Source organism: Paenibacillus cremeus, from assembly GCF_007786445.1.
Lineage (GTDB): Bacteria > Bacillota > Bacilli > Paenibacillales > NBRC-103111 > Paenibacillus_G > Paenibacillus_G cremeus.
In genome coordinates, this window is sequence record NZ_VNJI01000023.1 from 1 (window position 1) to 25,158 (window position 25,158).

The 25,158-nt window shown below is 51.3% G+C and carries 31 protein-coding genes and 1 rRNA gene; 19 read left to right on the forward strand and 13 right to left on the reverse strand.

What is annotated here, in order from left to right:
- The 8 genes from FPZ49_RS18325 to FPZ49_RS18360 all read right to left on the reverse strand — a co-directional run.
- Window positions 1-121, reverse strand: a 16S ribosomal RNA gene (locus FPZ49_RS18325); the annotation flags it as partial.
- 358 nt (window positions 122-479) lie between these two features.
- Window positions 480-1,526: a tRNA (adenosine(37)-N6)-threonylcarbamoyltransferase complex transferase subunit TsaD gene (gene tsaD, locus FPZ49_RS18330; protein WP_186445896.1), complete on the reverse strand. Its 1,047-nt coding sequence runs from the start codon at window positions 1,524-1,526 to the stop codon at window positions 480-482.
- An 18-nt stretch (window positions 1,527-1,544) separates the two neighbouring features.
- On the reverse strand, window positions 1,545-2,057 hold the full coding sequence (gene rimI / locus FPZ49_RS18335; RefSeq protein WP_144849630.1) for a ribosomal protein S18-alanine N-acetyltransferase: 513 nt from the start codon (window positions 2,055-2,057) through the stop codon (window positions 1,545-1,547).
- A 16-nt stretch (window positions 2,058-2,073) separates the two neighbouring features.
- Entirely contained in the window at window positions 2,074-2,928 is an 855-nt protein-coding gene (gene tsaB / locus FPZ49_RS18340; protein WP_144849632.1) for a tRNA (adenosine(37)-N6)-threonylcarbamoyltransferase complex dimerization subunit type 1 TsaB, read from the reverse strand.
- Entirely contained in the window at window positions 2,925-3,401 is a 477-nt protein-coding gene (gene tsaE / locus FPZ49_RS18345) for a tRNA (adenosine(37)-N6)-threonylcarbamoyltransferase complex ATPase subunit type 1 TsaE (RefSeq protein ID WP_144849634.1), read from the reverse strand. Before tsaE ends, tsaB begins: the two co-directional genes overlap by 4 nt.
- A 47-nt stretch (window positions 3,402-3,448) precedes the next feature.
- The gene (thiL, locus tag FPZ49_RS18350; RefSeq protein ID WP_144849636.1) at window positions 3,449-4,480 is read right to left on the reverse strand and encodes a thiamine-phosphate kinase; all 1,032 of its coding nucleotides are present in this window, start codon (window positions 4,478-4,480) and stop codon (window positions 3,449-3,451) included.
- Window positions 4,481-4,644: 164 nt separating this feature from the next.
- Window positions 4,645-4,827 carry an H-type small acid-soluble spore protein gene (locus tag FPZ49_RS18355; protein WP_144849639.1) on the reverse strand — a complete coding sequence of 61 codons (183 nt, stop codon included), beginning with the start codon at window positions 4,825-4,827 and terminating at the stop codon, window positions 4,645-4,647.
- Window position 4,828: 1 nt separating this feature from the next.
- Window positions 4,829-5,032, reverse strand: coding sequence for a hypothetical protein (locus tag FPZ49_RS18360; RefSeq protein ID WP_144849641.1), 204 nt, complete (start codon window positions 5,030-5,032; stop codon window positions 4,829-4,831).
- 161 nt (window positions 5,033-5,193) lie between these two features.
- Between FPZ49_RS18360 and ku the strand changes: the two genes are divergently transcribed.
- The 4 genes from ku (at window position 5,194) to FPZ49_RS18380 (ending at window position 8,472) form a co-directional block, all read left to right on the forward strand.
- Window positions 5,194-6,072 carry a non-homologous end joining protein Ku gene (ku, locus tag FPZ49_RS18365; protein WP_144849642.1) on the forward strand — a complete coding sequence of 293 codons (879 nt, stop codon included), beginning with the start codon at window positions 5,194-5,196 and terminating at the stop codon, window positions 6,070-6,072.
- Window positions 6,069-6,998 carry an ATP-dependent DNA ligase gene (locus FPZ49_RS18370; protein ID WP_144849644.1) on the forward strand — a complete coding sequence of 310 codons (930 nt, stop codon included), beginning with the start codon at window positions 6,069-6,071 and terminating at the stop codon, window positions 6,996-6,998. The genes ku and FPZ49_RS18370 overlap by 4 nt, the downstream gene beginning before the upstream one ends.
- A 24-nt stretch (window positions 6,999-7,022) precedes the next feature.
- A complete protein-coding gene (locus tag FPZ49_RS18375; protein WP_144849646.1) occupies window positions 7,023-7,931 on the forward strand; it encodes a DNA polymerase domain-containing protein in 909 nt (302 codons plus the stop codon).
- Window positions 7,932-8,082: 151 nt separating this feature from the next.
- The gene (locus FPZ49_RS18380; RefSeq protein ID WP_144849648.1) at window positions 8,083-8,472 is read left to right on the forward strand and encodes a DoxX family protein; all 390 of its coding nucleotides are present in this window, start codon (window positions 8,083-8,085) and stop codon (window positions 8,470-8,472) included.
- A gap of 64 nt (window positions 8,473-8,536) precedes the next feature.
- Here FPZ49_RS18380 and cls read toward each other — a convergent pair whose 3' ends face one another.
- Window positions 8,537-9,970: a cardiolipin synthase gene (gene cls, locus FPZ49_RS18385; protein WP_144849650.1), complete on the reverse strand. Its 1,434-nt coding sequence runs from the start codon at window positions 9,968-9,970 to the stop codon at window positions 8,537-8,539.
- 208 nt (window positions 9,971-10,178) lie between these two features.
- Window positions 10,179-10,553: a hypothetical protein gene (locus FPZ49_RS18390; protein ID WP_261381479.1), complete on the reverse strand. Its 375-nt coding sequence runs from the start codon at window positions 10,551-10,553 to the stop codon at window positions 10,179-10,181.
- Window positions 10,554-10,632: 79 nt separating this feature from the next.
- On the opposite strand from FPZ49_RS18390, the gene FPZ49_RS18395 reads away from it, so the two are divergent.
- From FPZ49_RS18395 to fliB, 12 genes are all read left to right on the forward strand, one after another.
- On the forward strand, window positions 10,633-11,640 hold the full coding sequence (locus FPZ49_RS18395; RefSeq protein WP_144849652.1) for a M23 family metallopeptidase: 1,008 nt from the start codon (window positions 10,633-10,635) through the stop codon (window positions 11,638-11,640).
- A 2-nt stretch (window positions 11,641-11,642) separates the two neighbouring features.
- A complete protein-coding gene (locus FPZ49_RS18400; protein ID WP_144849653.1) occupies window positions 11,643-12,032 on the forward strand; it encodes a bactofilin family protein in 390 nt (129 codons plus the stop codon).
- Window positions 12,033-12,105: 73 nt separating this feature from the next.
- Window positions 12,106-12,861, forward strand: a complete 756-nt coding sequence (locus FPZ49_RS18405) for an HAD family hydrolase (RefSeq protein WP_144849655.1) — start codon at window positions 12,106-12,108, stop codon at window positions 12,859-12,861.
- A gap of 436 nt (window positions 12,862-13,297) precedes the next feature.
- Complete coding sequence (locus tag FPZ49_RS18410; RefSeq protein ID WP_144849657.1) at window positions 13,298-13,471, forward strand: carbon storage regulator; 174 nt, start codon at window positions 13,298-13,300, stop codon at window positions 13,469-13,471.
- A gap of 224 nt (window positions 13,472-13,695) precedes the next feature.
- Window positions 13,696-15,582, forward strand: a complete 1,887-nt coding sequence (locus FPZ49_RS37280; protein WP_144849659.1) for a flagellin N-terminal helical domain-containing protein — start codon at window positions 13,696-13,698, stop codon at window positions 15,580-15,582.
- A gap of 72 nt (window positions 15,583-15,654) precedes the next feature.
- Window positions 15,655-16,023, forward strand: a complete 369-nt coding sequence (locus FPZ49_RS18420; RefSeq protein ID WP_144849661.1) for a hypothetical protein — start codon at window positions 15,655-15,657, stop codon at window positions 16,021-16,023.
- A gap of 23 nt (window positions 16,024-16,046) precedes the next feature.
- Window positions 16,047-16,241 carry a YjfB family protein gene (locus tag FPZ49_RS18425; protein WP_144849663.1) on the forward strand — a complete coding sequence of 65 codons (195 nt, stop codon included), beginning with the start codon at window positions 16,047-16,049 and terminating at the stop codon, window positions 16,239-16,241.
- 114 nt (window positions 16,242-16,355) lie between these two features.
- Complete coding sequence (locus FPZ49_RS18430; protein ID WP_144849665.1) at window positions 16,356-16,748, forward strand: hypothetical protein; 393 nt, start codon at window positions 16,356-16,358, stop codon at window positions 16,746-16,748.
- A gap of 58 nt (window positions 16,749-16,806) precedes the next feature.
- Window positions 16,807-17,169: a JAB domain-containing protein gene (locus tag FPZ49_RS18435; RefSeq protein WP_391563835.1), complete on the forward strand. Its 363-nt coding sequence runs from the start codon at window positions 16,807-16,809 to the stop codon at window positions 17,167-17,169.
- Between the two features lie 16 nt (window positions 17,170-17,185).
- Window positions 17,186-17,296: a JAB domain-containing protein gene (locus tag FPZ49_RS37490; RefSeq protein WP_391563836.1), complete on the forward strand. Its 111-nt coding sequence runs from the start codon at window positions 17,186-17,188 to the stop codon at window positions 17,294-17,296.
- A 15-nt stretch (window positions 17,297-17,311) separates the two neighbouring features.
- Window positions 17,312-17,623 carry a hypothetical protein gene (locus FPZ49_RS18440; protein WP_144849667.1) on the forward strand — a complete coding sequence of 104 codons (312 nt, stop codon included), beginning with the start codon at window positions 17,312-17,314 and terminating at the stop codon, window positions 17,621-17,623.
- Window positions 17,624-17,810: 187 nt separating this feature from the next.
- Window positions 17,811-18,473, forward strand: coding sequence for a flagellin lysine-N-methylase (fliB, locus tag FPZ49_RS18445; RefSeq protein ID WP_261381485.1), 663 nt, complete (start codon window positions 17,811-17,813; stop codon window positions 18,471-18,473).
- Between the two features lie 140 nt (window positions 18,474-18,613).
- On the opposite strand, the gene FPZ49_RS18450 is transcribed toward fliB, so the two are convergent.
- From FPZ49_RS18450 to FPZ49_RS18460, 3 genes are all read right to left on the reverse strand, one after another.
- Window positions 18,614-20,065, reverse strand: coding sequence for an IS1182 family transposase (locus tag FPZ49_RS18450; protein WP_144849671.1), 1,452 nt, complete (start codon window positions 20,063-20,065; stop codon window positions 18,614-18,616).
- A gap of 125 nt (window positions 20,066-20,190) precedes the next feature.
- Entirely contained in the window at window positions 20,191-20,364 is a 174-nt protein-coding gene (locus FPZ49_RS18455) for a carbon storage regulator (RefSeq protein WP_144849673.1), read from the reverse strand.
- Between the two features lie 127 nt (window positions 20,365-20,491).
- Complete coding sequence (locus FPZ49_RS18460; RefSeq protein WP_186445899.1) at window positions 20,492-20,908, reverse strand: Na-translocating system protein MpsC family protein; 417 nt, start codon at window positions 20,906-20,908, stop codon at window positions 20,492-20,494.
- A 244-nt stretch (window positions 20,909-21,152) separates the two neighbouring features.
- Here FPZ49_RS18460 and FPZ49_RS18465 point away from each other — a divergent pair, with 244 nt between their 5' ends.
- The 3 genes from FPZ49_RS18465 to FPZ49_RS18475 are packed head-to-tail and all read left to right on the forward strand — an operon-like array spanning window position 21,153 to window position 25,100.
- The gene (locus tag FPZ49_RS18465; protein ID WP_144849676.1) at window positions 21,153-22,820 is read left to right on the forward strand and encodes a spore germination protein; all 1,668 of its coding nucleotides are present in this window, start codon (window positions 21,153-21,155) and stop codon (window positions 22,818-22,820) included.
- Entirely contained in the window at window positions 22,753-23,940 is a 1,188-nt protein-coding gene (locus FPZ49_RS18470) for a GerAB/ArcD/ProY family transporter (protein WP_186445900.1), read from the forward strand. The genes FPZ49_RS18465 and FPZ49_RS18470 overlap by 68 nt, the downstream gene beginning before the upstream one ends.
- Complete coding sequence (locus FPZ49_RS18475) at window positions 23,937-25,100, forward strand: Ger(x)C family spore germination protein (protein WP_261381480.1); 1,164 nt, start codon at window positions 23,937-23,939, stop codon at window positions 25,098-25,100. The genes FPZ49_RS18470 and FPZ49_RS18475 overlap by 4 nt, the downstream gene beginning before the upstream one ends.
- Window positions 25,101-25,158 lie beyond the last annotated feature (58 nt).

Here is a 25,158-nt window from a genome sequence, read left to right on the forward strand (position 1 = left end):
GGCAGGTTGCCTACGTGTTACTCACCCGTCCGCCGCTAGGGTCCGAAGACCCTCGCTCGACTTGCATGTATTAGGCACGCCGCCAGCGTTCGTCCTGAGCCAGGATCAAACTCTCCATTAAAGAAAAGCTGATTGTGCTCAAAAATTTACTACTGGCGAGAATTTGCATTCTCTTATTATTACACTCACTCGATGTTCAGTTTTCAAAGGGCAATTTATTTCCTATCACTCCGATCGGTTTATTCAACCTTTCAAAAGCGACTTTTACATATTAGCACATCGCCCACATCATTGCAAGCACTTATTTTCCGAAATCATTTCTTTCATTCAATAATTTGCTTGTCTCCGAAGCGACAAGGAGTAATATATCAAATCTGGATAAGGAAATCAACCTCTAATTTGTTTGTAATATTTCCCACTAATAAAAAGAGACTGCAGCTCCTTAATCGTCCGGAGCATGCAGCCTCAATCGGCTTCGCCTAAACCGACCAAGCCTCCAGCTTAAGCAGCGGCTCGGCTTTCATATCAAACGGCGCGAACTGTCCGCGCCGATATTTCAAAAACGCCGCGGCGGCAATCATCGCCGCGTTGTCGGTGCAAAGGCTCAGCGGCGGCGCCAGCAGCGGCACGCCCGCTTCCGCGCAGCGCGCCGTGAGCCGCGCGCGAAGCCCCTTGTTGGCGGCCACGCCTCCCGCCAACACCAGCTGCTGCGCGCCGTACGCCTGCACGGCACGCAGCGCTTTCTCCACCAGGACGTCGATGACCGAGTCCTGGAAGCCTTTCGCGACCGCCGCCGGCTCGATCGCGATGCCCTTCATGTTGGCCTGGTTCAGCACGGCCAACACCGCCGACTTCAGCCCGCTGAAGCTGAAGTCATAGGAATCCGGCTCCAGCCACGCGCGAGGAAGCGTCACCGCTTCCACCGCCTCGTGCGCGAGCCGATCGATGTGCGGGCCGCCGGGATACGGCAGCTGCAGCGCCCGCGCGACCTTGTCATATGCCTCTCCGGCGGCGTCGTCCCGGGTTTGTCCGATGATGCGGAATTGCCCCTCGGACTCCACCAGTACCAACTCTGTATGCCCACCCGAGACGACAAGTGCAATAAACGGATAAGCCAGTTCATGCACGAGCTGGTTAGCATAAATATGCCCGGCGATGTGATGCACGCCGATCAGCGGCAGCTCCATGGCACAAGCAAACGCTTTAGCAGCAACCATGCCGACCAGCAAGGAGCCGACTAAGCCCGGGCCTTGCGTTACAGCGACTGCAGCCAAATCCTCCGGCTGCAGGCCGGCTTTTTCTAACGCTTCCTCCAAAATCCAGGTGATCGACTCTACATGCTTGCGTGAAGCCACTTCGGGCACGACGCCGCCAAAGCGTTGATGCGTCTCGATCTGGCTGGAAACGACATTCGCCAAAATCTCCTTGCCGTCCCTTACGATCGAGACGGAGGTTTCATCGCAGCTCGTTTCCACCGCCAAAATATTAACAGGCTTTACGCCATCGGTACTTACTTGTTTACTCATATGGAATCCTCTCATTATTCAGTCCTGCTTCGCTTTTCCCCGTGCCGTTCTCGGCAAATCAGCCCACATAATAATGGCATCTTCTTTATTATCCGTATAATAGCCCCGCCGAAGGCCAACAGAGTGAAAGCCCAGCTTTTCATACAGCCGTTGGGCAACAAAATTGGAGGCTCGTACCTCCAGCGTCATCTTGAGCGCACCGTAAAAGCTCGACGTACGCTGCATCTCCTTCAAGAGGCGTTCCCCCAGCTTACGGCCGCGATAGTGCTCCCGAATGGCAATGTTGGTGACATGCGCTTCTTCCATGATCAGCCACATGCCGCCGTAGCCAGCGATAATGCCTTCGCATTCAAGCACGATGTAGCGTGCGAATTGGTTATTGGTCAGTTCATTTTGAAAAGCCCCGGCCGTCCATGGCGTAGTGAAGGACTCCTGCTCAATCTGGCAAATCGTCGGAATATCCTCCATCCGCATCGGACGAAACTCAAGAAGGTGATCACCGATCGGATGCGAATCAGATGGTTGTTCCATCAGCGGCAAACTCCCTTCACGATTGTTTGGCAAGAAGCTTGGCCTCTGCTTCCGCCAACTGCGTATAGTTCGGAACCAGGTTGTGAACATCGTCCGTCTCCCCCCGCAGCCAGCGCCCACGGCCCAGCTCCGCTGTGTGTCTTGCCCGCAGCCCCTGCTGCAGAATGACGGTTTGCCCTTCGCTGCAGCGATCCTTGAACTGATGAAGGGCTTCCAAGTGCAGCTCGAGCTCACCGGAGAATACAATTCGAGCAGGATGATGTTGTAGGGCCAGCGAGTGCAATTCGTCTAGCCAAGCAGAGACGAGACGAATTCCATCGCGAACCAAGCCGCTCCAGCCGGGAGCTCCAGCCGTAGAAGCATACAATGCTGTAAAAGCTTGCCCCCGCCGGGCGTCGATGAGAGGCACAAGCCACGTCACTTCCCCGGATAACTCGGCATTGCCGAGCGCCGTATCCAAAGCGTTCAGTTGACCGCCCTGTACGACGATCGTCTCTTCGTCTTCTGCTGCCCCCAGTTCAACACCCGCATGCTGGGCACCTCCAAGCGCCATCGCCTCTAGAGTCGAAACCCCTATTAAGGCCAGCTTGTGCGTCCAGGCAAAGGTTTTGGCTACCGTAACTCCGATGCGAACTCCTGTATACGATCCCGGACCGATCCCGACTGAAAAGGCGGAAAGTTCCTTGGGTCTTACGCCCGCTTCCGCCATTACCCGTTGGATTGTGGGTACCAAGTACAGTGAGTGGTTTCGCTCCGCTTTGGATGTAATCTCGCCCAGCAATTCACTGCCCCGTGACAGCGCCACAGACATGGAGGTCGTTGATGTATCCACGGACAGCATTAGTTTGGTTTCACTATAATTCTGTGTCATATTAAATATCCGTTCTCCTTTAACTGCGTGCACCAAGCCTCATAGACGCTTCCAAACGGCCGAAGTACAAAACGCCGTCCCTCGTCGCCCATATGTCCGATCTGAATGGCTAGACGCTCCTCCGGCAGCAGATCTTCAATTAAGGAAGCCCACTCCACCATCGTTACACCATGACCATAAAAATAATCGTCAAGCCCAAGCTCGTCGGCTTCCTGCTGCGACAACCGGTACACATCCATATGATAAAAAGGGAGCTTCTCCCCTTGGTATTCTTTAATAATCGTAAATGTGGGACTGTTCACCACTTCTTGGACTCCGATAGCTCGCGCCACAGCTTGTGAGAAGGTCGTTTTACCCGCTCCCAGGTCGCCGTCAAGCGCAATTACCGTCCCCGGTATAAACAACGAGGCCAAGCGTTCCGCCAAATCGGCGGTATCCGCAGTGCCCCGGGAATGAAATTCGTAACTTGCCACGCTCGCTCCCGCCCTTCCTGCTCAACCCCACTGCTTCATCGCCCCTTCTAGGACGAAAAATGATTATATCCCTTCTTCTCCAGCGGCCTGATGAAGCCGTCGGACTGCACTAGCCTTACGCCATGCACTTCTGAATTCACATAGCCGATCAAATACAGCGGCAGTCCCGCTTCCTTAAACCGCATCTGCAGGTCAATCGCATCCCCCGCTGGAACCGTTCCTACTAATTGATAATCTTCCCCGCCGTACAAAATGTAATCTAATGCTGCCTTGCGCTGCGTTCCGGCAAACCAATGTAGCTCGTCCGCCACCGGAATCCGGTCCTCAATTAAATCGATGCCCACGCCAGACGCTTCGGCAATCTCCCAAGCTTCGCTAGCGAGCCCATCGCTCACATCATTGAGCGCATGGCAAAGTCCGGACTGCTGAAGCAATTGACCGGCCTCAATCTGCGGCTCCGGTCGCGTATGTGCCCTAACGAGTATCTCCGCTTCCGGAGGAATATCTGCCCACTCCGTACCAGGCTTGCCTTGCTGCAGCAGCCACTCCAGCCCCGCGGCCGAGCACCCCAGCACACCAGTTGCAAACAAAGCATCTCCCGGCTGCGCAGTGGAACGCAGCAGTGCAGTACCCGCTTCCGTCTCGCCGATAACCGTCACCGTTAGCGTGATGCCACCGAGGCTTGAGGTCGTATCGCCGCCTGCGACGACAATACCGTACTTGCTCGCGCATTCATAGAGTCCATCATACATCGCCCGGACCCGCTCCACCGCCGTTCCCTTCGGCAGGCTTAGAGCGATGAGCGCAAAACGGGGGACAGCCCCCATCGCTGCAATATCGCTGGCGGCAGAAGCCATCGCTTTGTACCCAATATCCGTATCCCGCATCGTAACTGCTGAAAAGTGAACGCCCTCGTTCATCGTATCACAGGTTAATATCCATTGGCTGCCCGGCGACACATTGACGACCGCCGCATCGTCGCCGATCCCCGTCTCCACGCCCGAAGCACGCTCGAACGCGAGCGATTGTTTGCCGCCGGTCAGCATGCGAATCAAGGCAAACTCATCGACTGAAGACAACGTCCTTCGCCTCCGCTTTCATCTATTGTAACGTTGACAATATTATAGCCCTCCGTGTTGCCTGTAGCAACAAAAAAGCTTCCCGCCGCATCGTCACCGAAAATCGCGTAACGTGCCATACGGAAAGCTTGATTTACCCTGTTCATTTTTATGGTATCAATCGCTTAAGTTACTTCCTGCAATTCTTCTACGGGAACGACTCTGGAGTCAGCCGGTTGTTCCTCGACATGGATTTTGGCTGTCTCACGCACCTTGTCTACACTGTCAATCCAGACGGCTACCCCGTTGAGCTCCACTTCGATCCGGTCCTCGGATTTTAAAATCTCCTGCGCCCGGTAGGCTTTCATTTCAATCCGCCCCCCCAGAGAGCACCGATTCCGGATGGTCCATTGTGTCGGTCGTTGAGTCTTCAATCAACCCGTTCTGAGGACATACCTGGCCGCCGCCCAGCCCTTCATTAATCATTCGGTCGATGTCCATAAAATACGCGTGCCGACCCTCGTGGGCAGAATCGTTCTCATACTTGCCGCCGGACGTATTTGCCTCGGTCAAGTTTATCCCTCCTCTAATTCAACTGAGTTAATCTCAACAGTTGTAGGATGTCCTGAGCCTGCAAGTCCATGCATGGGAATTGGGTGTAATGAGACAGGCTTATTGTGTATATACTAATAAGAATGAGTCTATTTAATTGGGTTTGAATGGGAGGGTAATCGATGCATACGGTTTGGAAGGGTGCCATCAGCTTCGGGCTTGTGCATGTGCCGGTGAAAATGTTTTCCGCGACGGAAGATAAAGATATTTCGATGCGCATGATCCATAAGGAGTGCAATACGCCGCTTAATTTCGTACGCAAATGCCAGCACTGCGATCGCGAGGTGGAGTGGGCGGAAATCACTAAGGGGTATGAGTACGAGCCCGGTGCTTTTGTGCTGTTCGAAAAAGAGGAGCTGGAGGCGCTGACCGGCGAAGCGACGAAAGAGATCAAGATTTTGGACTTCGTCAATTTATCGGATATCGACCCCATCTATTTTCAAAAAACCTACTATCTTTCACCCGGAGAAACCGGATCGAACGCTTATAACCTGTTGATGGAGGCTATGAAGCAGACGGGCAAAATCGGGATCGCCAAAGTGTCCATCCGTTCGAAGAGCAGCTTGGCCGCCATTCGCATTATTGACCGCTGCATCGTGATGGAGACGATATTTTATCCCGATGAAATTCGCTCGATCGATCACGTGCCGAATTTACCTGAGAACGCCACAGTAAATGAAAAAGAGCTTGAGATGGCCAAAATGCTGATCGCTCAGCTGTCTACGCCGTTCGAGCCCGAAAAATATAAAGACGATTATCGTGAGGCCGTGCTGGAGGCGATTCAGCAGAAGGTGTCCGGACAAGAAGTTCGCGTAGCTCCGGAACAGCAAAAGTCCAATGTCGTCGACCTGATGGCTGCTCTGCAGGCGAGCCTGGAATCCGTCAAGCCGGTACCAACCGACCCTTCGCCCCTGCCTGGCTTGTCGGATGACTTGCCTAAGCCGGCCAAAGGCGGAAGAGGAAAAAGCAAAGCGAAAGCGCAAGAAACCGTCGGCTCATGATGAAGCTGCCGCAGCATCCCATGGCCCCCATAACGGACCCCCAGCTGCCCTCAGGGGCGGATTGGGGGTTTCAGCTCAAATGGGACGGCGTTCGCATGCTCTCCCGCATCGAGGATGGACGCATCCAGCTGTTTTCCAGACATATGGACGACAAAACCCTTCTCTATCCCGAAGCCGTGGAGCTGCTCAAGCAGCATGCCTCGCATCATCCGCCGCTTTTGCTGGACGGGGAAGCTGTCATGTTTGATCTCGTGAAGCAGCGGCCGGATTTCTCCCAGGTGCTGCAGCGGGAGCGGACACGCAGTGCTACGGCGAACATCCGCGGCAGAGAGAATAGCCATTTTATCTACGTGCTGTTTGATCTGCTCCATTGGAACGGCCAAGATTACCGCCCTCTCCCTTATTCGGAGCGGCATCGCAAGCTTAGTGAGCTTTTTCCTGAAAAGCATCCTCAGCTGTTTGTCACCGACTTGTTCGCGGACGGCCCTTCATTATGGCAATGGGTGGAGACGAACCACTGGGAAGGCGTAGTAAGCAAGCGGCTGTCAAGCCCGTATCGTGAGGGGAAGCATCACAAGGATTGGCTGAAAAAAAAGACAGCCCAGGTATATGACGTTACTTTCGTTGGATTCCTAATCCGCGAGGGGCGTGTCGCCAGCCTGGTGATGGTGAAGGACGGGCTGATGTTTGGACGCGTATCCCTTGGCCTGGACGCCGCGGCGAAGATGAAGCTGATGGCGTACGGAAAACAGCATGAGCGGAACGAGCCGCTGTGGCCGAAAGCTCAGCTGCCCCCGGAGATGAAGCGAGAGACAATTCTTTGGCTGAACAAACCACTGACAGGTACAGTGACCGGGCTAGAAGTAACCGCTGCCGGTCAGCTGCGCCATCCGAAGCTGGTTCGAATTCATGATTCAGAAATTTGACCATAGGAGTGGAGCGATGCATCTATGCCGACGGGCTCGAGCTCGAAGCATGTAAAAGGCACGATTGTTATTGAAGGACACGAGCTGATCGTCTCCAACCCGGAGAAACTGCTGTGGCCGGAAAAGCAGATCACGAAGGCGATGTATCTGCAGAAGCTTGCCGCGCTGTCCTCCTATCTCCTTACGTACTGCCGAAACCGTTATTTAACGACCATCCGCTTTCCTAATGGCTGGAACGACAAATCGTTTTATCAGAAAAATGTTCCGGAGCCTACGCCCGTTTTTGTCAAAACGGCTGAGCTGGAGGGTATTCAATATGTGCATATGGACTCGCTGCCCACGCTGCTGTGGCTCGGCAATTTGGCGTGTCTGGAATTTCACCCCTCCTTCCACTACATCGGTGATACGCTGCCTGCGGAATGGCTTATCGATATTGATCCCAGCGTGGATCCGGAGCCCCGGGTGATGCAGGCCGCCGAAATCATCGGTGAAATTCTTGATAAAATGAACATTCGTTCCGTCCCAAAAACTTCTGGCGCTACCGGAGTGCAAATTTATGTGCCAATCGACCGCGCTCGGGGTTATACGTTCGAGCAGCTGCGCCGCATCGGGCATTTTGTCGCGAGCTATGCGGTGCAGAAGCACCCGAAGCTGTTTACGATCGAGCGGCTGAAAAAGGACCGAGGTACGCTGATCTACATCGACTACCTGCAGCACTGGTACGGCAAAACGCTGTCCGCCCCCTACACCCCTCGGGCCCGGATGGACGCTACGGTATCGACGCCGCTGACTTGGGCAGAAGTCTCCCTTCGACCCGACCCGCGTGACTTTCACCTGCTGAATATCGAGGATCGATTGCGGCTGAAGGGGGACTTGATCGCTCAGCTACCTCCGCAAAATTTAGATCCTGTGCTTTCTTTTATCCCGAAATAACGGCTGCTTCCGGCACGATTGTGCTGAGCGAGCAGCTTTTTAATTTATTTTAACTTATTTTTAGTTAGTATATTGACAAATACAAGCTACATATCATATTATACTTACATAAAGTAAGTTAATAAATTTTATTTCAACGGAGGGGTTTATTATGATGGATTACGGTTTATTGCTTATTCGCTTGATTATCGGGCTGACGTTTATGGGGCATGGCGCACAAAAGCTGTTTGGCTGGTTTGGCGGCTACGGTATTAAGGGGACCGGCCAATGGCTGGATTCGATCGGCATGAAGCCCGGTGCGCTTATGGCGCTGGTCGCTGGACTTAGCGAGCTGCTCGGCGGCTTCTTCTTCGCTTCCGGCTGGCTGACCGTCATCGGCGCTGTCTTGATCGTGCTGACGATGCTGATGGCGATCGTGAAGGTCCATGCCAAAAACGGGTTTTGGGTTACCGCAGGAGGCATGGAGTATAATGTCGTCCTGATCGCCGCCGCCATCGGTGTTGCCTTGATCGGCCCTGGTGCGTTGGCTCTGGGAGCATAATCTAGTTTTGCATAGAAAACGCCAGCTGTGACGGACGTATATCCGCTCAGCTGGCGTTTTGAGTTTAGAATAACGGCGAAAGCAGCCGCGCAAACACTTCTTTGCCTTTTTTCAACCGGGAACGGCGCTCGAACACCTCCAGCTTCACCTCGACGCATTCTTTTAAATCCAGCAAAAAATCGTTCTCCAGCCTGTGGATCGTATCTTTATCGTACAGTACCGCGTTCAACTCGAAATTGCTGAAAAAGCTGCGCATGTCCATGTTCGCGGTTCCTACACAAGCGAGCAGATCATCGATGATCACTACCTTGGCGTGGGCGAACCCTTTTTGATACGCATAAAACCGGACTCCTGCCTGCATCAGCTCTTCCATAAACGAAAGGGACGCATAGCCCACAAGCCGGGAATCGGCCTTCTGCGGATAAATGATGCGCACATCGATGCCGCTGATCGCCGCCGTCTTGAGGCTCATGATGATGCTCGGGTCAGGTATGAAATAGGGCGTTGTGATGAACACCCGCTTTTTCGCCGCCGTAATCGCTCCGAAGTACATTTCCAGTATGGCATCCCAATGCGCATCCGGACCGCTCGATATGATCTGCACGGGCTTGCGTGCCGGATAGTCGTGCTCCGGGAAATAGTCCGGCTCCGCCAGACGCTGTCCGCTCACAAACATCCAATCGGTTAAAAACGTATGCTGCAGCGAATAGACGGCATCTCCCTCCAGCTGCAGGTGCGTATCCCGCCAAAACCCGAGCTTCGCGTCTCCGCCCAAATATTCATTGCCGATATTGATTCCGCCTAAAAAGCCGGTGACGCCGTCGATCACGACAATTTTTCGATGATTCCGGTAATTCGCGCGTTTATCGAAGAATGCAAACACTGCGGGTAAAAAAATATACACCTCAACCCCAGCGCCCTTCAGCTCCTCGATAAACCGGCTGTCCAGCTGATAGCTCCCGATCCCGTCAAAAATACAGCGCACCTTGACGCCCTCGCGTGCTTTTTGGATCAATGCGGCTTGAAACTTCTTGCCGGTCTCGTCATTGCGGATACTGTAAAATTCAAAATGAATATGCTGCCGCGCCTTCCCGATCGCCTCCAGCATAGCGGGATACGCCTGATGGGCATTGGTGAGCACGCGCACCTCATTGCGTGTCGTGATCAGCGAGCCGGGGATATTGTTCAGAAGCGAAAAGAGCCTTGGCTCGTGCCGCCAGCCAATCAGACGCTCCTCCTCGAAGTCAAGCGTTTTGGACGTTTTATGGTTTTTTCCGATGTACCGGATGTCGTTAACGAGCCGCAGCCCTTTGCGCTTTACCTTTTTTCGCTGCGAATATTCTTTGGCCAGAAAGTAATACACCACGAACCCGATGATCGGGAACACGAACAAAATAAACATCCAAGCCATCGCTTTGGACGGATGCCGAAACTCTCCGATCAGAATGGTCAAGATTTGAAAAATGAATAATAGCAGCGCGATAACTAGCCAAAACACCGTACCTCCCCCTCCAGCCGACGACCCCGCTTTCCGCCGATGTCCGTTTCTAGCTTTTACCTCTTGTTTCGGTCTTATTCCATTATATTTTGTCCGTTTGGTGCTGGGTGTTATAATTTTTAGCTTTTTGAGAAAAATATACCTGACATGTGCAGCCAATGCTTGGATGGAGCTTGAGGGGAGTGAATCGGGGTCGGCGGAGAAGCGTCTATTCTTCCTCGATGCCAATCACTTTGTTTAACGGAATGAGCAGCCGAAGGTCTTCTTCGTCCTCCTGACGGTATCGGATAATTTCAACAAAGTCGGTGCCTGTGCGGATGAGCGAAGCTGGAATCAGGCCGCCGTAGGTCGTCCGAAGGTTAATTTGGGTGCCTGTGCCTTTATAAGGCAGGCCTAGAAGCACAATTTCTTGCAGCGTGTGAGGCACGAAATATTGGTCGTTCACCTGAATGAACCGACGGCCGACCTTGTCGAGAACGCCCGGATCACTTTCGAAGCCTTCCGCTTGGAGTGCAACCTCCATCTTCAAATGCATGGCAAGCCGCTCCATCAAGTCCATACGGCTTGTATTCAAAAATGACACATCCATCCCTCCCTGGTGACCAAAGCCATACTACGAAATGTATGCCGGGGAAAAGCGCAAAATACCGAAAGGAGTCGTCATGAAATTCAAGTGGTTTCAAAACAAGCTGACGTTCGTTATTATTCCTGAGGCGAACGGCAGCGTTGTCCGAGTCAAACTTTCCCGTGCGGTGCTATGGGGGGCGGTCTTCGCCCTCCTCTTGCTTGTCGGAACCTCCTGCTTCATCTATGTGCAGCAAATGCAGTCCGCCGCCTCGTCGTATCTGCGTACTACCGAGCTTCACGGGAAAGCGGCCAAGCTGGAGCAGGATCTGAAGCATAAGAATGAAGCGATCGAGCAGCTCAAGAACGAGATCTTTACGCTGTCCAAGCAGGCCGCCGAGGTCGGCAGCAAAATGGAGGAGATCACTCGACTCCGTCAGGATTTGCTGAAGCTATCGCCCGGCTCTGGAAGTGCGGACCAAGCTGTCTCTGCGGCATCGCCCGAGACCCCACCGGCCTCCAAGGCGGGCGGAGTCGGCGGCCCCGAGATTCCGGTCACCGCCGAGCAGGTTCGCGCACTCGCTTCCTCCACCGGCGCTCGCTATACCGAGCTTGCGGCGGAGATGAACCGGCTTTCGGCGAGCTTTGTCGAATCCAAGAAGCAGCTGCTCGCACAGCAGGAACGGCAAAAGCATATCCCCAGCCTGTGGCCGACCTTGTCGAAGCACGTTACTTCACCGTACGGCTATCGCCGAGATCCGTTTACGAGCAAGCTTAGTTTTCATAAAGGCATGGACATCGCCGGCAAGCTGAATGATCCGGTGTATGCTGCAGCCGGCGGCATCGTACACTCCGTCGGCTACGATAAGCTGCATGGTCACAATGTGGTGTTGGAGCATTCCTCTGGCATTCGCACCTGGTACATGCATCTGAATCAGGCGGAGGTCGACACAGGCGAGCGGGTGGTCAAAGGCCAGCGAATCGGCAAGCTGGGCACCACTGGCCGCAGTACCGGCCCCCATCTGCATTATGAAGTGCTGCGAAACGGGAAAAGCACCGATCCCGCACCTTATTTGCCCTCTCATTCCAGAAAGGATGTCAAGTGATCATGATGCGATTTTCAAGCAAGAAAAGCCGTTCCGGCGGTGATGTTTCCCTGATTGGAGAAGGTAGTCTTTTTCACGGGACACTGCACGCCACGTCGGATTTGCGGATCGAAGGCGAATTTCAAGGTACGCTGCATTCGTCCGGCGAAGTAGCGATCGGCGAGAAAGGCTACGTGCATTCATGTGAGATGTATGCGCGTCATGTGATCATCGCAGGAAGGATGGAAGGGTGTATTCAAGCGGATGCTCTGGTCCGCATCACCTCCACAGGCCGGCTGACCGGCATTGTGAAGGCTCCGTCGCTCATCATCGAACAAGGCGCCGTTTTTCAAGGCCATAGCGAAATGGATGAACCTGCTGCAGGTGCGGCCTTAGCTCCGGTCATGGTATAATGGGGAGAAAAGCTTGCACAACGAAGGAAAGGATGCGTCAGACAAGCTTAGAGAGTAAGGAGTAGAGACGCATATGACAAAGCAGACGATCTTGTTCGATTTGGATGATACGCTGATTTATTGCAATAAATATTTCGATTTAGTCATTGAGCAGTTCGCCGATCAGATGGAGACTTGGTTTCATGGTTATCATCTGTCCATCGACGAAGTAAAGAAGCGGCAAGCGGAAATCGATCTGGAGCGGGTTCTAGTCAGCGGCTTCGCTCCGGATCATTTTCCCCAGTCGTTCGTGGATACGTACGAGTATTACTCGGACCTGGTCGGACGGGCTCATCGGCCTGAGGAGATTGAAAGGCTGCGCGAGCTCGGCGCTTCCGTGTATGGACACAGCATTGAACCGTACCCCTACATGGAAGAGACTCTGCTCGAGCTGCAGCGCGATGGGCATGAGCTGCACCTATACACCGGCGGCGATCCGACCATCCAAATGCGCAAAATTACGGAAGCCGGACTGCTACGCTTCTTTGCTGGCCGCATCCATGTGACCCGGCACAAAAATATCGAGTTTTTGGAAGGCCTCATCCGCTCAGAGGGATTCGATAGGCCGAATACTTGGATGATCGGCAACTCGCTTCGCACCGATATTATTCCTGCGCTGACCTGCGGCATCCACGCGATCTTCATGCCTGCAGAACTGGAATGGGCTTACAACCAAGTCGAGGTGACGGTAGAGCCGAAGGGCGCTTATCTTACGCTTTCTTCCCTCCATCTCATTCCGGAGTCCATTAGGACTTATAGCTCATTCACCTTCAAAACCAATTCGGAATAACATTCGCATTAACAGCCGAAAGAGCCGTGCTTCAAGTAGCTTCAATTACTTGAGTCACGGCCTTTTTTTCATTTAACAACAGCAATGGGGCCCTTCCCTCCGGCTTTATTCAAACCGTTAGGGGCGCCCCATCGTTATCCACCCGTCCTTGGGTTTTGCCCTCGTCCATGAGAGCAAGTCAATTATACCATAGGTAGATAAAAACGCCCTGGGATAAAAGTCACAAAAAATGTCGAAAAATTATTGCAGTTTTTTTTCAGATTGCTATAAACAATCATGAAACGACAACCGATACATGAATTATAGGCGACACAATAAAACAATATCATACAAAAAGCTCAAGGATGAGCTAACCGATCTGTTCGAACTGCAGGACGCAAACGTCGAACCGGTGTGTGTTAGTGCATCCTTTTTTTATAACCTAGGAGGGGTCCTCATGTTAGTAATCGGCAGGAAGCCAGGAGAATACGTAGTCATCAACGAGAATATCATCGTTAAGGTCGTGAAGAGTGATGAAGGCCATTTGCGATTAGCGATCGATGCTCCTAAGCATATTTCGATTGTTCGAGGGGAACTGGTCGAAGCTGAGAAATCCGCCTCTTCCAATTAGTCACTTAGCATTGCCATTTGAATAAGTCATCAACTACTCAAGGACGAGTTAGTTTCTTTTATGGAGTTCAGCAGGATGCTGAGTTCCTAGAAGAAATTAGCTCGTCTTTTTTGTTTCGGTATGATGGGAGCTGAATATAGCCGGCATATTTAGTCTCCTATTATATAAAAAACGTGTGAAAACGGATGTTCACACACCAACACATTACATGGAGGTTTTCGAAAATGAGAATTAACCACAACGTAACTGCGTTAAACACGTACCGCCAGTTGTCCACTAACACAGCTAACCAAAGCAAATCCATCGAGAAATTGTCTTCCGGCCTGCGGATCAACCGCGCTGGCGACGATGCAGCAGGTTTGGCGATTTCTGAAAAAATGCGCGGCCAAATTCGCGGTTTGGATCAGGCTAGCCGTAACGCACAAGACGGTATCTCTTTGATTCAAACAGCTGAGGGCGCGTTGAACGAAACTCATGACATCCTGCAGCGTATGCGTGAGCTTTCTGTACAGGCGAGCAACGACACGAACACGACTGACGACCGCAATGCGCTTCAAGATGAAGTAGTACAGTTGAAGTCCGAGATTGATCGTATCGGTAACACTACCGAGTTTAATACTCAGAAATTGCTTGACGGTTCTAAAGGTGCTAAGACAACTAGTGCAAATTTGACTGGTGGCGTAGCGCTTAGTCCAACTGCGACAAGCCCAATTAGCATCGTTGACGGGGTAGAATCTAAAAACAATGTTATCAATGTCCAAATTGCAATATCTGGCGGTAATACGGACACTTTAAAATTAGACCTTAAAGAAGGTAACTACAATGATTTAGTGTCTTTTACTTCAGAATTTAACAGAGCATTTAACCAAGCTATCGATGACCTAAATGCTGCTGGAGGAACCGACTTTACGGCTCTTAAAAACAAAGTTTACTTGGATAACCATGTAGATTCTTCGACTGGAAATGTCCAATTTTCAATTGCTGAAAACACAGGGGGTACTTTAGCAAGCGGTGATAAGGTAACAATTGATTTCTCTACTTTGGATACCGGGCTGGCGGCGAAACTTGGAGCAACTGCTGATGTAACATATACATCTGATGGCACTAATGCTGCAAGTCAAAAATTCCAAAATGAAGCAGGACTAACCGGCACTGAAATTCAGTGGGATGCATTTAAAGTTAAGTTAGAAGATGGTCTAAATCAAACTGCTAATCAAAATAATAAAATTAGCTTGACCTATGATGGTCTTACTGTGAATGGTGAAATTAAAGAGGGTAATTATGCAGACGAAGCTACTTTGAAGGCCGCTGTAAAAGAGGCTATTATTGGCGCATCCTCAACTGCTGTTACTACTTTTGGAACGACACCTGTGGGAACAGACTTTGATACTCTTGCTAAGTCATCTGGTGGCGGTACTCGTGCAAATGCAACTGGTATCGTTAAAGCAGTAGATAGCATGACAGATGCTGATTTGACTGCTAAGGGTTATAACGGCGCGACAACGGATGATAAGAAAGCAGCGTATATGAAGGACCTGTTATCTAAGTCTGGTACTAACTTTGATGTATCCTTCTCTTCAGACCATAAACTTCAAATCACTGGTCCAGCTGAAATGAAATTCGATGAATCTTCTCAAGCTGCTTCTTTGATTGGCATGACTAACGTTAATGCCGACATTAAGAACTCTGGCGTATCGTTCCAAATCGGTGCTAATGCAAACCAAACATTGCAAATCAGCATTGGTGACATGAGAACAACAGCAGTTGGTAAAACATCTATTAATGGTGTAGATAAATTCGTAGCGGACGTAGATATCTCCACGAAAGACGGAGCTCAAAATGCTACAAAGATTCTTGATGAGGCAATCAAGAACGTATCTGCTGAACGTTCCAAGCTCGGTGCTTACCAGAACCGTCTGGAGCACACAATCAACAACTTGAATACATCATCTGAAAACCTGACTTCTGCTGAATCTCGCGTTCGTGACGTAGACATGGCGAAAGAAATGATGAATCAATCCAAGTCCAGCATCTTGGCTCAAGCAGCTCAATCAATGTTGGCACAAGCGAACCAACAACCTCAAGGCGTGCTTCAATTGCTTCGTGGTTAATACTAGCTTTACACCAGGAGACTCTAGACTCTTTAGAGTCTCCTTTTTCATACCCTGAATGGAGCGATCGACATGGAAAAATACGTTGATGTGATGACAAGAACCCTAGAGTTGTCTGAAAGCTGCGTGGAAGCGTTAGAGCACATCAAGTTAAGAATAAACGAAGGCGTTTTTGAAGATACGATGCGCTTAATGGAAGACCTGGTGAACGCGGTCTACCAAATTGAGACTTCGATGCAGAGTTTTCTCGACCAGCTTCCGTTGAACGGGATCGAAGATAAGCCAACCCAATTGCGCAGCGCGTTGGAGCATGTCGTATCGGCCTATGAGCAAGGAAACAGCGGGAAGGCTTTGGAGATCATCCAGTTTAACCTATTCCCGAGCTGCAAGCATTGGAAAGCCGAGATTGATAAGGCATTACATCCCTTTGTGTTGTCTTAGAATTTGTTGAGGAGGATAACGAAATGGATATTCCAGCATTGTCAATGGCGATGAGCCAAGCTAGCCTGTTACAGGATGCCAACCTGTCCGTGATGAAGATGGCCATGGACACGGCAAAAACGAACGCAGCGAACATGACGGAGATGCTGAGCCAAACCAGCGCCATGCAGCAGTCCGTTCAGCCACATTTGGGAAGCCACATTGACGTTAGAGTTTAAAGCAACAGTTTTGAGCCGCATTGAAACAAAACGAAAGCATATATCATATTCTTGAACATACATACGTATGATGTTCATCAACGTCGGGCTTCTCTTCGGAGGGGCCCTATTTTTATGTCTGCGGGAGAGTTGGATTTGAGAGTGATATTGACTCACAACGATTTGCTGTGGCTGAAAGCTGCTAATGTGTTCCCCGAATCGTTCCTAGACTACGTTAGAAAGGAGTGGTACGAACTTTATGAAGCCTATGCAGACGGAATAGAATTACTGGATTTCTCCCTGGAAAACCACGACAGACAGGCCTGCCTAGAGCCGGGTGATAAGCTACCGTGCGACAAGAACTGGCCTGAATTCGTTGAGCGGGTGCAGTTAGGCGCTCTGGAGCTGTACAGGGCGTATGTGTTGGAAGCTGAGTGTTGTGGAATCATGTACTACTCAATCGTGGGAACGCTTGAGGAAGAATCGGAACAACGGTTGAGGGAGTATGTGGAATGGAATGAAAGATGAAGAAGCCTCAATCTCGACAAGAGATTGGGGCAATTTTTGTTTACGGAGGATGATCGAGATGAATCTAAAAGGATCGGTACAATCGGTCGAAACAACAAGAAGGTTGCCTGCGAAACGGGTCGACATTGTGAGTCTGAGAATCGTCAAAGAATCGAGCTTGCTGTACCAGCGTCGTACAGTCCGTTCCCCGCAGGACGCGTATGAATTGGTCCGGGATTTTGTGGCGGACGCGGACCGTGAGCATTTCCAAGTGATTTGCCTAGACACGAAGAACCGCCCAACGTCGATCAACGTGTGTCATGTGGGGAGTCTGAATGCGAATTTAGCGCACCCCAGAGAAGTACTAAAGACAGCAGTTCTAAGTAATGCAGCATCCGTAGTGCTCGCGCACAACCATCCGAGCGGCGATTCCATCGCCTAGCCCGGAAGACATCGAAGTGACTAACAGGCTTGTGCAAGCCGGTGAAATCATGGGGATCGAAGTCCTTGACCACCTGATCGTCGGCGACGGAGAATTCATCTCCTTAAAAGAAAAAGGTCATATGTAAAGGAGGACCACCGAAATGAATTTTGCAACATCGTTGTTCAGTCGGTACATGATGCAGGCTTACGACCTCGGGATTGAAACAGAAAAACTTGTCTGGGAGGCCGTGACCTTCTTTCGGGAAGAACTAGACGAGCAGGTTGTACCCGTAGCGGAACTTGCTGGCAATCCCGATCCCTTGACAGTATGCTGCGCGACGTATGAAGACAAGTATGCTAACCAATGGCTGTTCGGCTTGGCAATGGATGACCAGTCCGGCGGATGGCTGCAAGGCTGGGTCGTGAGAAACGGCGAAATCGTTCACCGCAACATCCCGCTGGCCGATGATTAGATACAGCCAGAATGGGGGTGACTTCCTGCAAAAAGCAAGAAAAACTCCCTGCAAAACGCAATTCCAAGTGATATAGAATGGCCCATTCCAACGCTACCAAGGAATTCGCTGAAAATTAGGCTACCCAATCACCCTGCATAATAATCATTCTGCAGAGAGTGAAGACCATGAGGGGCAAGAAACAGTACTGTGGGAACGGCTGATTGTACTCGGGATGTTTTATCAACGGGTGGAAGAATGCATTCAGACGAAAAACATCGAGGAGATCCCCCGGCAAATCGGTGTGTTTACCCATCTCATTGAGGAGGGCTCCCTGCGGGAAGAACTGGCTAATATCCCTATCCGCTACCAGGTTCAGATGGATTTAACGAAGCGAATTTCGGACGAACGTGTGGTGCTGGGCGGCGTCAATAATCCACGTTACATGGAATGCTTCTCGGCTATGCTGCATGGCATTCATTGTCATGATGGTGTAGCAATCGATACGATGGCAGAGCATCATACCGCTGCTTTTAGTACTTATTATCAGCCGTTTATGGAAGAGCATGAGTATATTTTGGAGAATTACTTAGTGAACTATGCGTACAAAAATATGTTTCCCTTTGGAAGCCACCCGGGCGTGTATGACAATTATGTCATCATGATTGTGCATTACGCCATGATTAAATTGCATCTGATCGGCATGGCCGGATTCCATCAAGGATTAACAACGGAGCTTGTAATCAAACTCATCCAATCGTTTTCAAAAACGGTGGAGCATAATACCTTGTTTGTACGGAACATCTTCAAACTGTTGAAAGACAACCAGTATACCTCGATGGCCTATATCTCCATTTTGGTAAAAAACTAGCACCTAAATCGAAGCCACTGAAGAACTAAGCTAAATTTTTTCTTGCTGTTACATTGCGTAATGCAAAAGAAGGCATCTGACCGAAAATTCGGTGCAGATGCCTTTTTTTGAGCTATATCATCCAGATTAGCCGGGCATTCCTAGTCCACTAACTTCAAAATCCGTTTGAGGTTTACGGCGAATATGGCCATGGCCCCTTGCAACTGCATGCCAAGCAGACCCGAGGATGTGGCGACATCGTACCCGTGTCCATGTTTCAGTTCACTGTTCTTCGCTTCAATCTTGTAGCGTTCCTTGGATTTTGCCTTGAAGTACTCCGTCTCCTGAAATGCCATTTGTTCCGAATGTTCGTCGGACTTAATGCTCACGGAGTAGGTTTTGCTCTGAGATCCCTCTTTGTAGCAGCCTTCCTTAAACGGGCAACGCTTGCAGACCTCTACGTCGAAATAGTAGGTGTCCACCTGGTTTTTGCCCACGCCTTTCTTGCCTTGCCGAGCCTTGCGGACTGCCATATGACCGGCCTTGCAAACGTACATGCCGGCATCTTTATTGAACAGAAATTCGTCCTCTTTCCTTCGGCCGCCTTGTGTAATGAGAGGGTTGAGTTTAGCCACCAATTCAATTTCGCTCTTCTTTGCGTAAGCTAGGTTATCCTTCTCGGAGTACGCGGCATCGCCAATGACGGTTGTCACCTGCATGCCGGCTGCTTGGCTTTTCTCGATTAGGGTCTGCAATTGCTTGCCGTCGTTTTTCTCGCCGGTCGTAATCACTGCTGCCGTAATGATACGTTCCTCGGTCATCGCCAGGTGCGTCTTGTACCCAAAAAAGGCCGAGTCTGCGCTCTTGTGTCCCACGCGCGCATCCGGGTCGGCGGCAAGATGAAGCTGCTCGATGTCATCCTCCACGGTCTCTTTCAGGAGATTCAGCGGTTCCGTAATTTTCGGCAACTGCGCAATCCCTGACTCCGTTTCGATAAAGGTGATGAGTTTGTTGCAATAGGCGATTTCGTCCTCCAGAACATCGCTTGTGTTCTTGGCCGGCATTCGGACTTTGACCGATTCGTCTACGCCGTACACCGCCTTCCGCAGCTTCTTGGCCTGATCCTGCAGAATTTCCCGCGGCGACTTCTGGTTGTAGCGTGCTTTCGTATGGGTCGCGTCTACGATAATGGAAGTGCTCTTCAAGATCTCTTTCTCGATGGCAAGCTCGACGGTTTTGCCGATGAGCATGTCCAGCAGATTGGTGTCCTTCAAACGCAGTCTGCGGAATTTCGTCAGGGAACTGGATTCAATGACCGGATCTTCCGGGGCCATATCCAGAAAGAACTTGAAGGACAGGTCATACCGCGAACGCTCGACGATGTCCACGTCGGACAGCTCAAAGATGGCTTTCAACAGCAGATATTTAAACATGCGAATAGGGTCGATTGCGTTCCGGCCATTATTCTGGCAGTACTTGTCTTTCAAATCCTCGTATATAAAAGTGAAATCCACCAGTTCGTTGATCTGGCGCAGCATGTTGTCCTTGGGGATCAGCATATCGTACAGCTTGGCGTAAGGACTAAGCATCAGCGATTGTTGTTTCCGGATCATTCGCTCACCCGCTCTCTATGATGCCTTAATTATAAACGAGAAAAGGTACAGTCTCCTCAATTTTTTGAGTGACTGTACCTTTCTTGTCAGACAGACTTTTTCAGTGGCCTCCCTAAATCGGGAGGCTACTTTCCCTCCCTCTCCTTCTTTCCTTCCAGCAATTCTCCCCGCACGATAGTGACTTCCCGCGGCGCATCAATGGCCAGGCGCAAGTGCCCGTCCTCACTCTTCACGACCATTACCATGATATTGCCATTAATCATCACGTATTCTCCCGGTTTTCTTCCTACAACTAGCATATTTATCGCTCCTCCGACATTCTAGATTTGTAAATGCAAAAAAACCAATAACCAAATACCGCTCCAATTGAGGAACAGCAGATGATCATTGGTCTCGACGCGGCTTGGTGTCCTGTCCATTACCTAATCATGGGGTGGGTATCGCTTCCGCCTTGCATGGCTCGGCAACTAACCCTTCTTTTATTAATCGTTCCAACTCATGAGTTAAGACGATTGTTGTAAACGCATAATTATTCTCAATATCAATGGAGAATTCAAGCGCCTTAATGTTCAACTCCGCGTTCAGTTCTTGAAGCGTCTTTAAGGCCGCGAACCGAGATTGCTCTCGAACTGAAGCATAAAAATTTGCCTCTTCGCTTTGCTCTAAAATGTATCTAATCAAATTTTTTTCTAAGCCGGAGTAGTCCATTCGCATTTTGACAAAAATTACATCGTCCACTATCCGCACCTTGGTATGAAGCGCACCTCGTCCGGAAATGTCTTTTCTAGCCTTGGCAAAAGAACGCTCCAGATGGGACTCTATTGCCCTTAAAGCCGTGATCATGGTCGTTCCCCCTACATCCCAATAGGCCCTGGCCACCATTCATCATGGTCGCGAAGGGATTGGATCGTACTGCTGCACATCGCTGATTCGCATAGCAGTTCGTGCGATGTGAAAATTGTACATGCTGGCCACGCATTTGACCATGAGTAGATACTGGAAGCACGCTCTGCTTCAAAGATATAGTACTTTTTTTCCATTTGGGGCATCCTATTCCTATTCGAGCTATGGAAGGATGGTAGGACGGATGTTTGGACCCGGCAGCAAATTTATGCGTTGGAGACAGCCGAAGAAGCCCGACCCGGAGATTGGGCTCGAAAACAAGCTGGAACGGCTGGAGCACATTAAGATCAGTCTTCGGCTGCAAATCAATACCGAACGTCTACAGCAAGCTTTGGGCAAAAGCGATGATCTGGTCATCCGCCACTTCTGTATCGGAGGGCATACCGATTATGCTGCTGCTCTTATTTATATCGATGGGATGACCAATACGGCCGTAACCGATGAGTTTATTTTGAAAGCCGCTATGCTGGATATCCGCAGTCACGACTTGGAGGATTCCGTCTCCTCCGAGCAAATGCATCGCAGGCTGCAGCAGTTCGGTCTGCCCGTCAATGAGGTGGATCAGGCGGATAATCTGAAAAAAGTTGTCCGCAGCGTGCTCTCGGGCGATACGGCGATGTTAATTGATTATAACGATAAAGCGCTGCTATTAAACACCAAGGGCTGGGAAAAACGGGGCGTGGAAGAGCCACGGACGGAATCGGTCGTGCGCGGCCCCCGTAACGGCTTTACCGAGACGCTGCGGATCAATACGGCGCAAATTCGGCTGCGGATTAAGGACCCGGATTTAATCGTCAAAAACATGACCGTCGGCAAACGAAGCAATACCGACGTCGCGGTCATTTACTTGGACGGGGTCGCCAATGAGCAAATCGTCCAAACCGTCGTGAAGCGCATCCAAGCGATCGATATCGACGCGGCGATGGAAAGCGGATATATCGAGCAGTTCATTGAGGACAACCATTGGACTCCTTTCCCTCTCATTCAGAACACCGAGCGCCCGGACAAGGCCACCGCCAACATCCTGGAAGGAAAAATTGCGATAATCTGCGACGGATCGCCGTTTTGCTTAATCGCCCCGGCGGTGTTTTCCCAGTTTTATCACAGTCCAGAGGATTACTACGAGCGCTTCCTGATCGGTACCCTGATCCGGCTTATCCGCGTCGTCAGTATGGGGATGGCTCTCATGCTGCCCTCGCTCTACATCGCTTTCAGCTCGTTCCATCCGGAGATGATTCCGTCGCGGCTCGTCATCGCCATGGCTGCCGGGCGGTCCACGGTGCCCTTCCCGTCCATTGTGGAAGCGTTCCTGATGGAAGTAACGATGGAAATTTTGCGCGAAGCCAGCGTCCGGCTCCCGGGCCCGATCGGTCCGACCATCGGCATCGTCGGCGCACTCGTCGTCGGGCAGGCGGCCGTGCAAGCGGGCATCGTCAGCCCGATCATGGTTATCGTCGTCGCGCTGACGACGATCGGCTCCTTCGCCGCGCCCAGCTACAGCGCCGCCATCGCGCTTCGCATGCTGCGCTTCCCGCTCATGATTGCCGCTGCACTGTTCGGGCTGTATGGGATCATGCTTTTCCTGATCCTCATCATCATTCATCTGTGTTCGCTCAAGTCGTTCGGTGTTCCTTACATGGCTCCGATTGCTCCAAGCCGTGTCAACGACATGAAAGATACAGCGATCCGGGTGCCGTTACATTGGATGAAAAAGCGGCCGAGCATCTTCCGACCGAGAGATCCTGTGCGGTATGGAGAAACGAACACTACGGAGGGAAAAGCGAATGAATCAACCCCAGGCTCAGACACCGGCGCTGACGCAAGCGGACACGGTGAACGGAGAAACGAATAGCGAGCAGCCCAATGTCATTACAGTCCGACAATCTGGCTGGTTAATTTCGAGTACCATTATCGGCGTCGGCGTGCTCACCCTGCCGCGCGGATCTGCACACTATGCCAAGGAAAGCGGCTGGATGTCCGTGGTGCTGGGAGCCATCCTCGCCATGGCGGTGACCGCGGTCATCACGATGCTGGCCAATCGCTTCCCAGGGCAAACCCTGGTATCCTACGCCTCCAAGCTGCTAGGAGGCGCGAAGTCGCCGTGGCTGGGCCGATTGCTCAGCATCCCGTTTATTTTGCCCTTTTATTTGTACTGGGGGTTCAGTACCGCGCTGGTCGCGAGGGTGTTCGGCGAGGTGGTCATTACCACCGTGCTTCCCAAAACACCGCTGGAGGTCGTCATTGCATCGATGCTGATCGTTAGCTTTGTGCTCGTTATGCATCAGGTGGAAACGCTGGCGCGCGTCAATGAGATTTTGCTGCCCCTCATCGTCATTCCGGTACTGGCGATCGCCCTGTCGTCCTACCAAAGTGCCAAATTTGAAAATATGTTCCCGATGTTCGACATCGACTTCCTCTCCTTCGGGAAAGGGGTTCTTTCCTCCGCCACCTCCTATCTCGGCTTCGAGATTATGGTCATCTTCTTAGCCTACACCGGCACCTCCAGTAAGCTGATGAAGTCCAACATGGTCGGCATCATCATTCCCGGGGTCGTGTACACCCTGATCTCTATCTCTGGATTGCTGGTGTTCGGGATCGATGAGCTGGAACTGCTCGCATGGCCGACGCTGGAGCTCGTCAAGACGACACATGTGCCGGGGCTGATTCTGGAACGGGTGGAGTCCGCCTTTCTCGGTGTATGGGTTGCAGCCGTATTTACTAGCGTCGGCAATTTATTTTACTCGCAAGCGCTGCTGGTCAAAGAGTTTTTTCGCCTCAAGGATCACCGGTGGATCGCGCTGGCCCATCTGCCCGTGTTCTACTGGCTATCGCTGCAGCCTCCGAACATCCAAAGGATGTTCGATTATCAAGATAAAGTCTCGTATCTAGGCGCCGGTGCTGCAGTCCTCGTCCCTGTCATCTTACTGCTCATCTCCTTCATCCGGCGCATGAAAGGAGCGGGAGCCCGTTGAAGGCAGGAACCTTGTTCGGGGGCTGGCGTTTCCCCCTTTCAGCTCTACTCGCCTTGTGCCTGCTTCTAATGTTAACCGGCTGCTGGGATCGAAGAGAAATTGAAGAACGGACCTCCGTTGTCGGTATTGCGATCGACAAATCTACGACCCATCCCGATATGGTTCTTCTGACGGTTCAAATCCCCATTCCGATAAAAATCGCAGGGTCGGGCGGCGGCAAATCCGGGGGCGGCGGCAAAGAGGCCGTCAAGATCATGAGCTCGGAAGGACGAACCGTCCTGGAGGCCTTTCAAAACCTGCAAAAACGACTGAATCAGGAGCTGTTCTACGGCCATACCCGGGTCATTGCCATCGGCGAGGCCTTAGCTAAAGAGGGCGTCAATCCCATCTTCGACCCGTTCCGCCGGACCCCTCAAATCCGGAGACTCCTCTGGCCCCTCGTCGTGAAAGGGGACGCTCGGGAGTTACTCCAAGCCGGTCCGAATCTGGAGCAAATTCCGATCGTCTACGTCATGACCATGATCGAAAATGGAACCAAAACCGGTCGGCTTCCTGATATGAACCTCGGAAACTTTTACATCGACCTCTCCTCCAAATCCAGCGAGCCGTATCTCAACTACATGGAAGTCCATGGGGACGATATTAAATGGAGCGGGATCGCGGTGTTTAAACGGGATAAAATGGTGGGCACCTTGTCCGAGGATGAAGCCTGGAGCCTGCTGATGATGAGCGAAAAGAAGGACGGAGGATACGTAACCTTCCCCTATAAGGGCCGGGCAGGAGAACTGGTCACGGTCAGCACGGAGTATATTAAGTCAAAGAAGCAAATTTCGTTTACCGATGGCCGTCCCGTAGTACGAATTAAGGTGTTTTTGGAAGGAAATCTATTGGAAAAAACGTTCCCCTCCGATTTGTTTAAGGCCAGCGAGATTAGCCAGCTGCAAGAGGGTGCGGAAGCGTACTTAAATAAGGAAGCCAAGGATTTGATTCATAAGCTGCAAAAGGATTATAAGTCGGACATTCTAGGTATTGGTGACCGGCTCCGGTCGTATTACCCCAAGCAGTGGAAGCAGATGAATTGGTCGCAGGATTTCCCTTACGCCGATATTGTGGTCACGTATGATTTGAAAATCAGGAATACCGGCATGGAGATGAGGTAGCCTGTGCGTATGATTCCTTTCCACATCCCATATGATGTACTGGAAAGGAATGATTGCT

Excerpts from the sequence above, each read along its gene's own strand:
- tsaD (WP_186445896.1), bottom strand. The coding sequence starts at position 1,526 with ATGAGTAAACAAGTAAGTACCGATGGCGTAAAGCCTGTTAATATTTTG.
- rimI (WP_144849630.1), bottom strand. The coding sequence starts at position 2,057 with ATGGAACAACCATCTGATTCGCATCCGATCGGTGATCACCTTCTTGAG.
- tsaB (WP_144849632.1), bottom strand. The coding sequence starts at position 2,928 with ATGACACAGAATTATAGTGAAACCAAACTAATGCTGTCCGTGGATACA.
- FPZ49_RS18355 (WP_144849639.1), bottom strand. The coding sequence starts at position 4,827 with ATGAAAGCCTACCGGGCGCAGGAGATTTTAAAATCCGAGGACCGGATC.
- ku (WP_144849642.1), top strand. The coding sequence starts at position 5,194 with ATGCATACGGTTTGGAAGGGTGCCATCAGCTTCGGGCTTGTGCATGTG.
- FPZ49_RS18370 (WP_144849644.1), top strand. The coding sequence starts at position 6,069 with ATGATGAAGCTGCCGCAGCATCCCATGGCCCCCATAACGGACCCCCAG.
- FPZ49_RS18375 (WP_144849646.1), top strand. The coding sequence starts at position 7,023 with ATGCCGACGGGCTCGAGCTCGAAGCATGTAAAAGGCACGATTGTTATT.
- FPZ49_RS18380 (WP_144849648.1), top strand. The coding sequence starts at position 8,083 with ATGATGGATTACGGTTTATTGCTTATTCGCTTGATTATCGGGCTGACG.
- FPZ49_RS18395 (WP_144849652.1), top strand. The coding sequence starts at position 10,633 with ATGAAATTCAAGTGGTTTCAAAACAAGCTGACGTTCGTTATTATTCCT.
- FPZ49_RS18400 (WP_144849653.1), top strand. The coding sequence starts at position 11,643 with ATGATGCGATTTTCAAGCAAGAAAAGCCGTTCCGGCGGTGATGTTTCC.
- FPZ49_RS18405 (WP_144849655.1), top strand. The coding sequence starts at position 12,106 with ATGACAAAGCAGACGATCTTGTTCGATTTGGATGATACGCTGATTTAT.
- FPZ49_RS18410 (WP_144849657.1), top strand. The coding sequence starts at position 13,298 with ATGTTAGTAATCGGCAGGAAGCCAGGAGAATACGTAGTCATCAACGAG.
- FPZ49_RS37280 (WP_144849659.1), top strand. The coding sequence starts at position 13,696 with ATGAGAATTAACCACAACGTAACTGCGTTAAACACGTACCGCCAGTTG.
- FPZ49_RS18420 (WP_144849661.1), top strand. The coding sequence starts at position 15,655 with ATGGAAAAATACGTTGATGTGATGACAAGAACCCTAGAGTTGTCTGAA.
- FPZ49_RS18425 (WP_144849663.1), top strand. The coding sequence starts at position 16,047 with ATGGATATTCCAGCATTGTCAATGGCGATGAGCCAAGCTAGCCTGTTA.
- FPZ49_RS18430 (WP_144849665.1), top strand. The coding sequence starts at position 16,356 with ATGTCTGCGGGAGAGTTGGATTTGAGAGTGATATTGACTCACAACGAT.
- FPZ49_RS18435 (WP_391563835.1), top strand. The coding sequence starts at position 16,807 with ATGAATCTAAAAGGATCGGTACAATCGGTCGAAACAACAAGAAGGTTG.
- FPZ49_RS18440 (WP_144849667.1), top strand. The coding sequence starts at position 17,312 with ATGAATTTTGCAACATCGTTGTTCAGTCGGTACATGATGCAGGCTTAC.
- FPZ49_RS18450 (WP_144849671.1), bottom strand. The coding sequence starts at position 20,065 with ATGATCCGGAAACAACAATCGCTGATGCTTAGTCCTTACGCCAAGCTG.
- FPZ49_RS18455 (WP_144849673.1), bottom strand. The coding sequence starts at position 20,364 with ATGCTAGTTGTAGGAAGAAAACCGGGAGAATACGTGATGATTAATGGC.
- FPZ49_RS18460 (WP_186445899.1), bottom strand. The coding sequence starts at position 20,908 with ATGATCACGGCTTTAAGGGCAATAGAGTCCCATCTGGAGCGTTCTTTT.
- FPZ49_RS18465 (WP_144849676.1), top strand. The coding sequence starts at position 21,153 with ATGTTTGGACCCGGCAGCAAATTTATGCGTTGGAGACAGCCGAAGAAG.
- FPZ49_RS18470 (WP_186445900.1), top strand. The coding sequence starts at position 22,753 with ATGAATCAACCCCAGGCTCAGACACCGGCGCTGACGCAAGCGGACACG.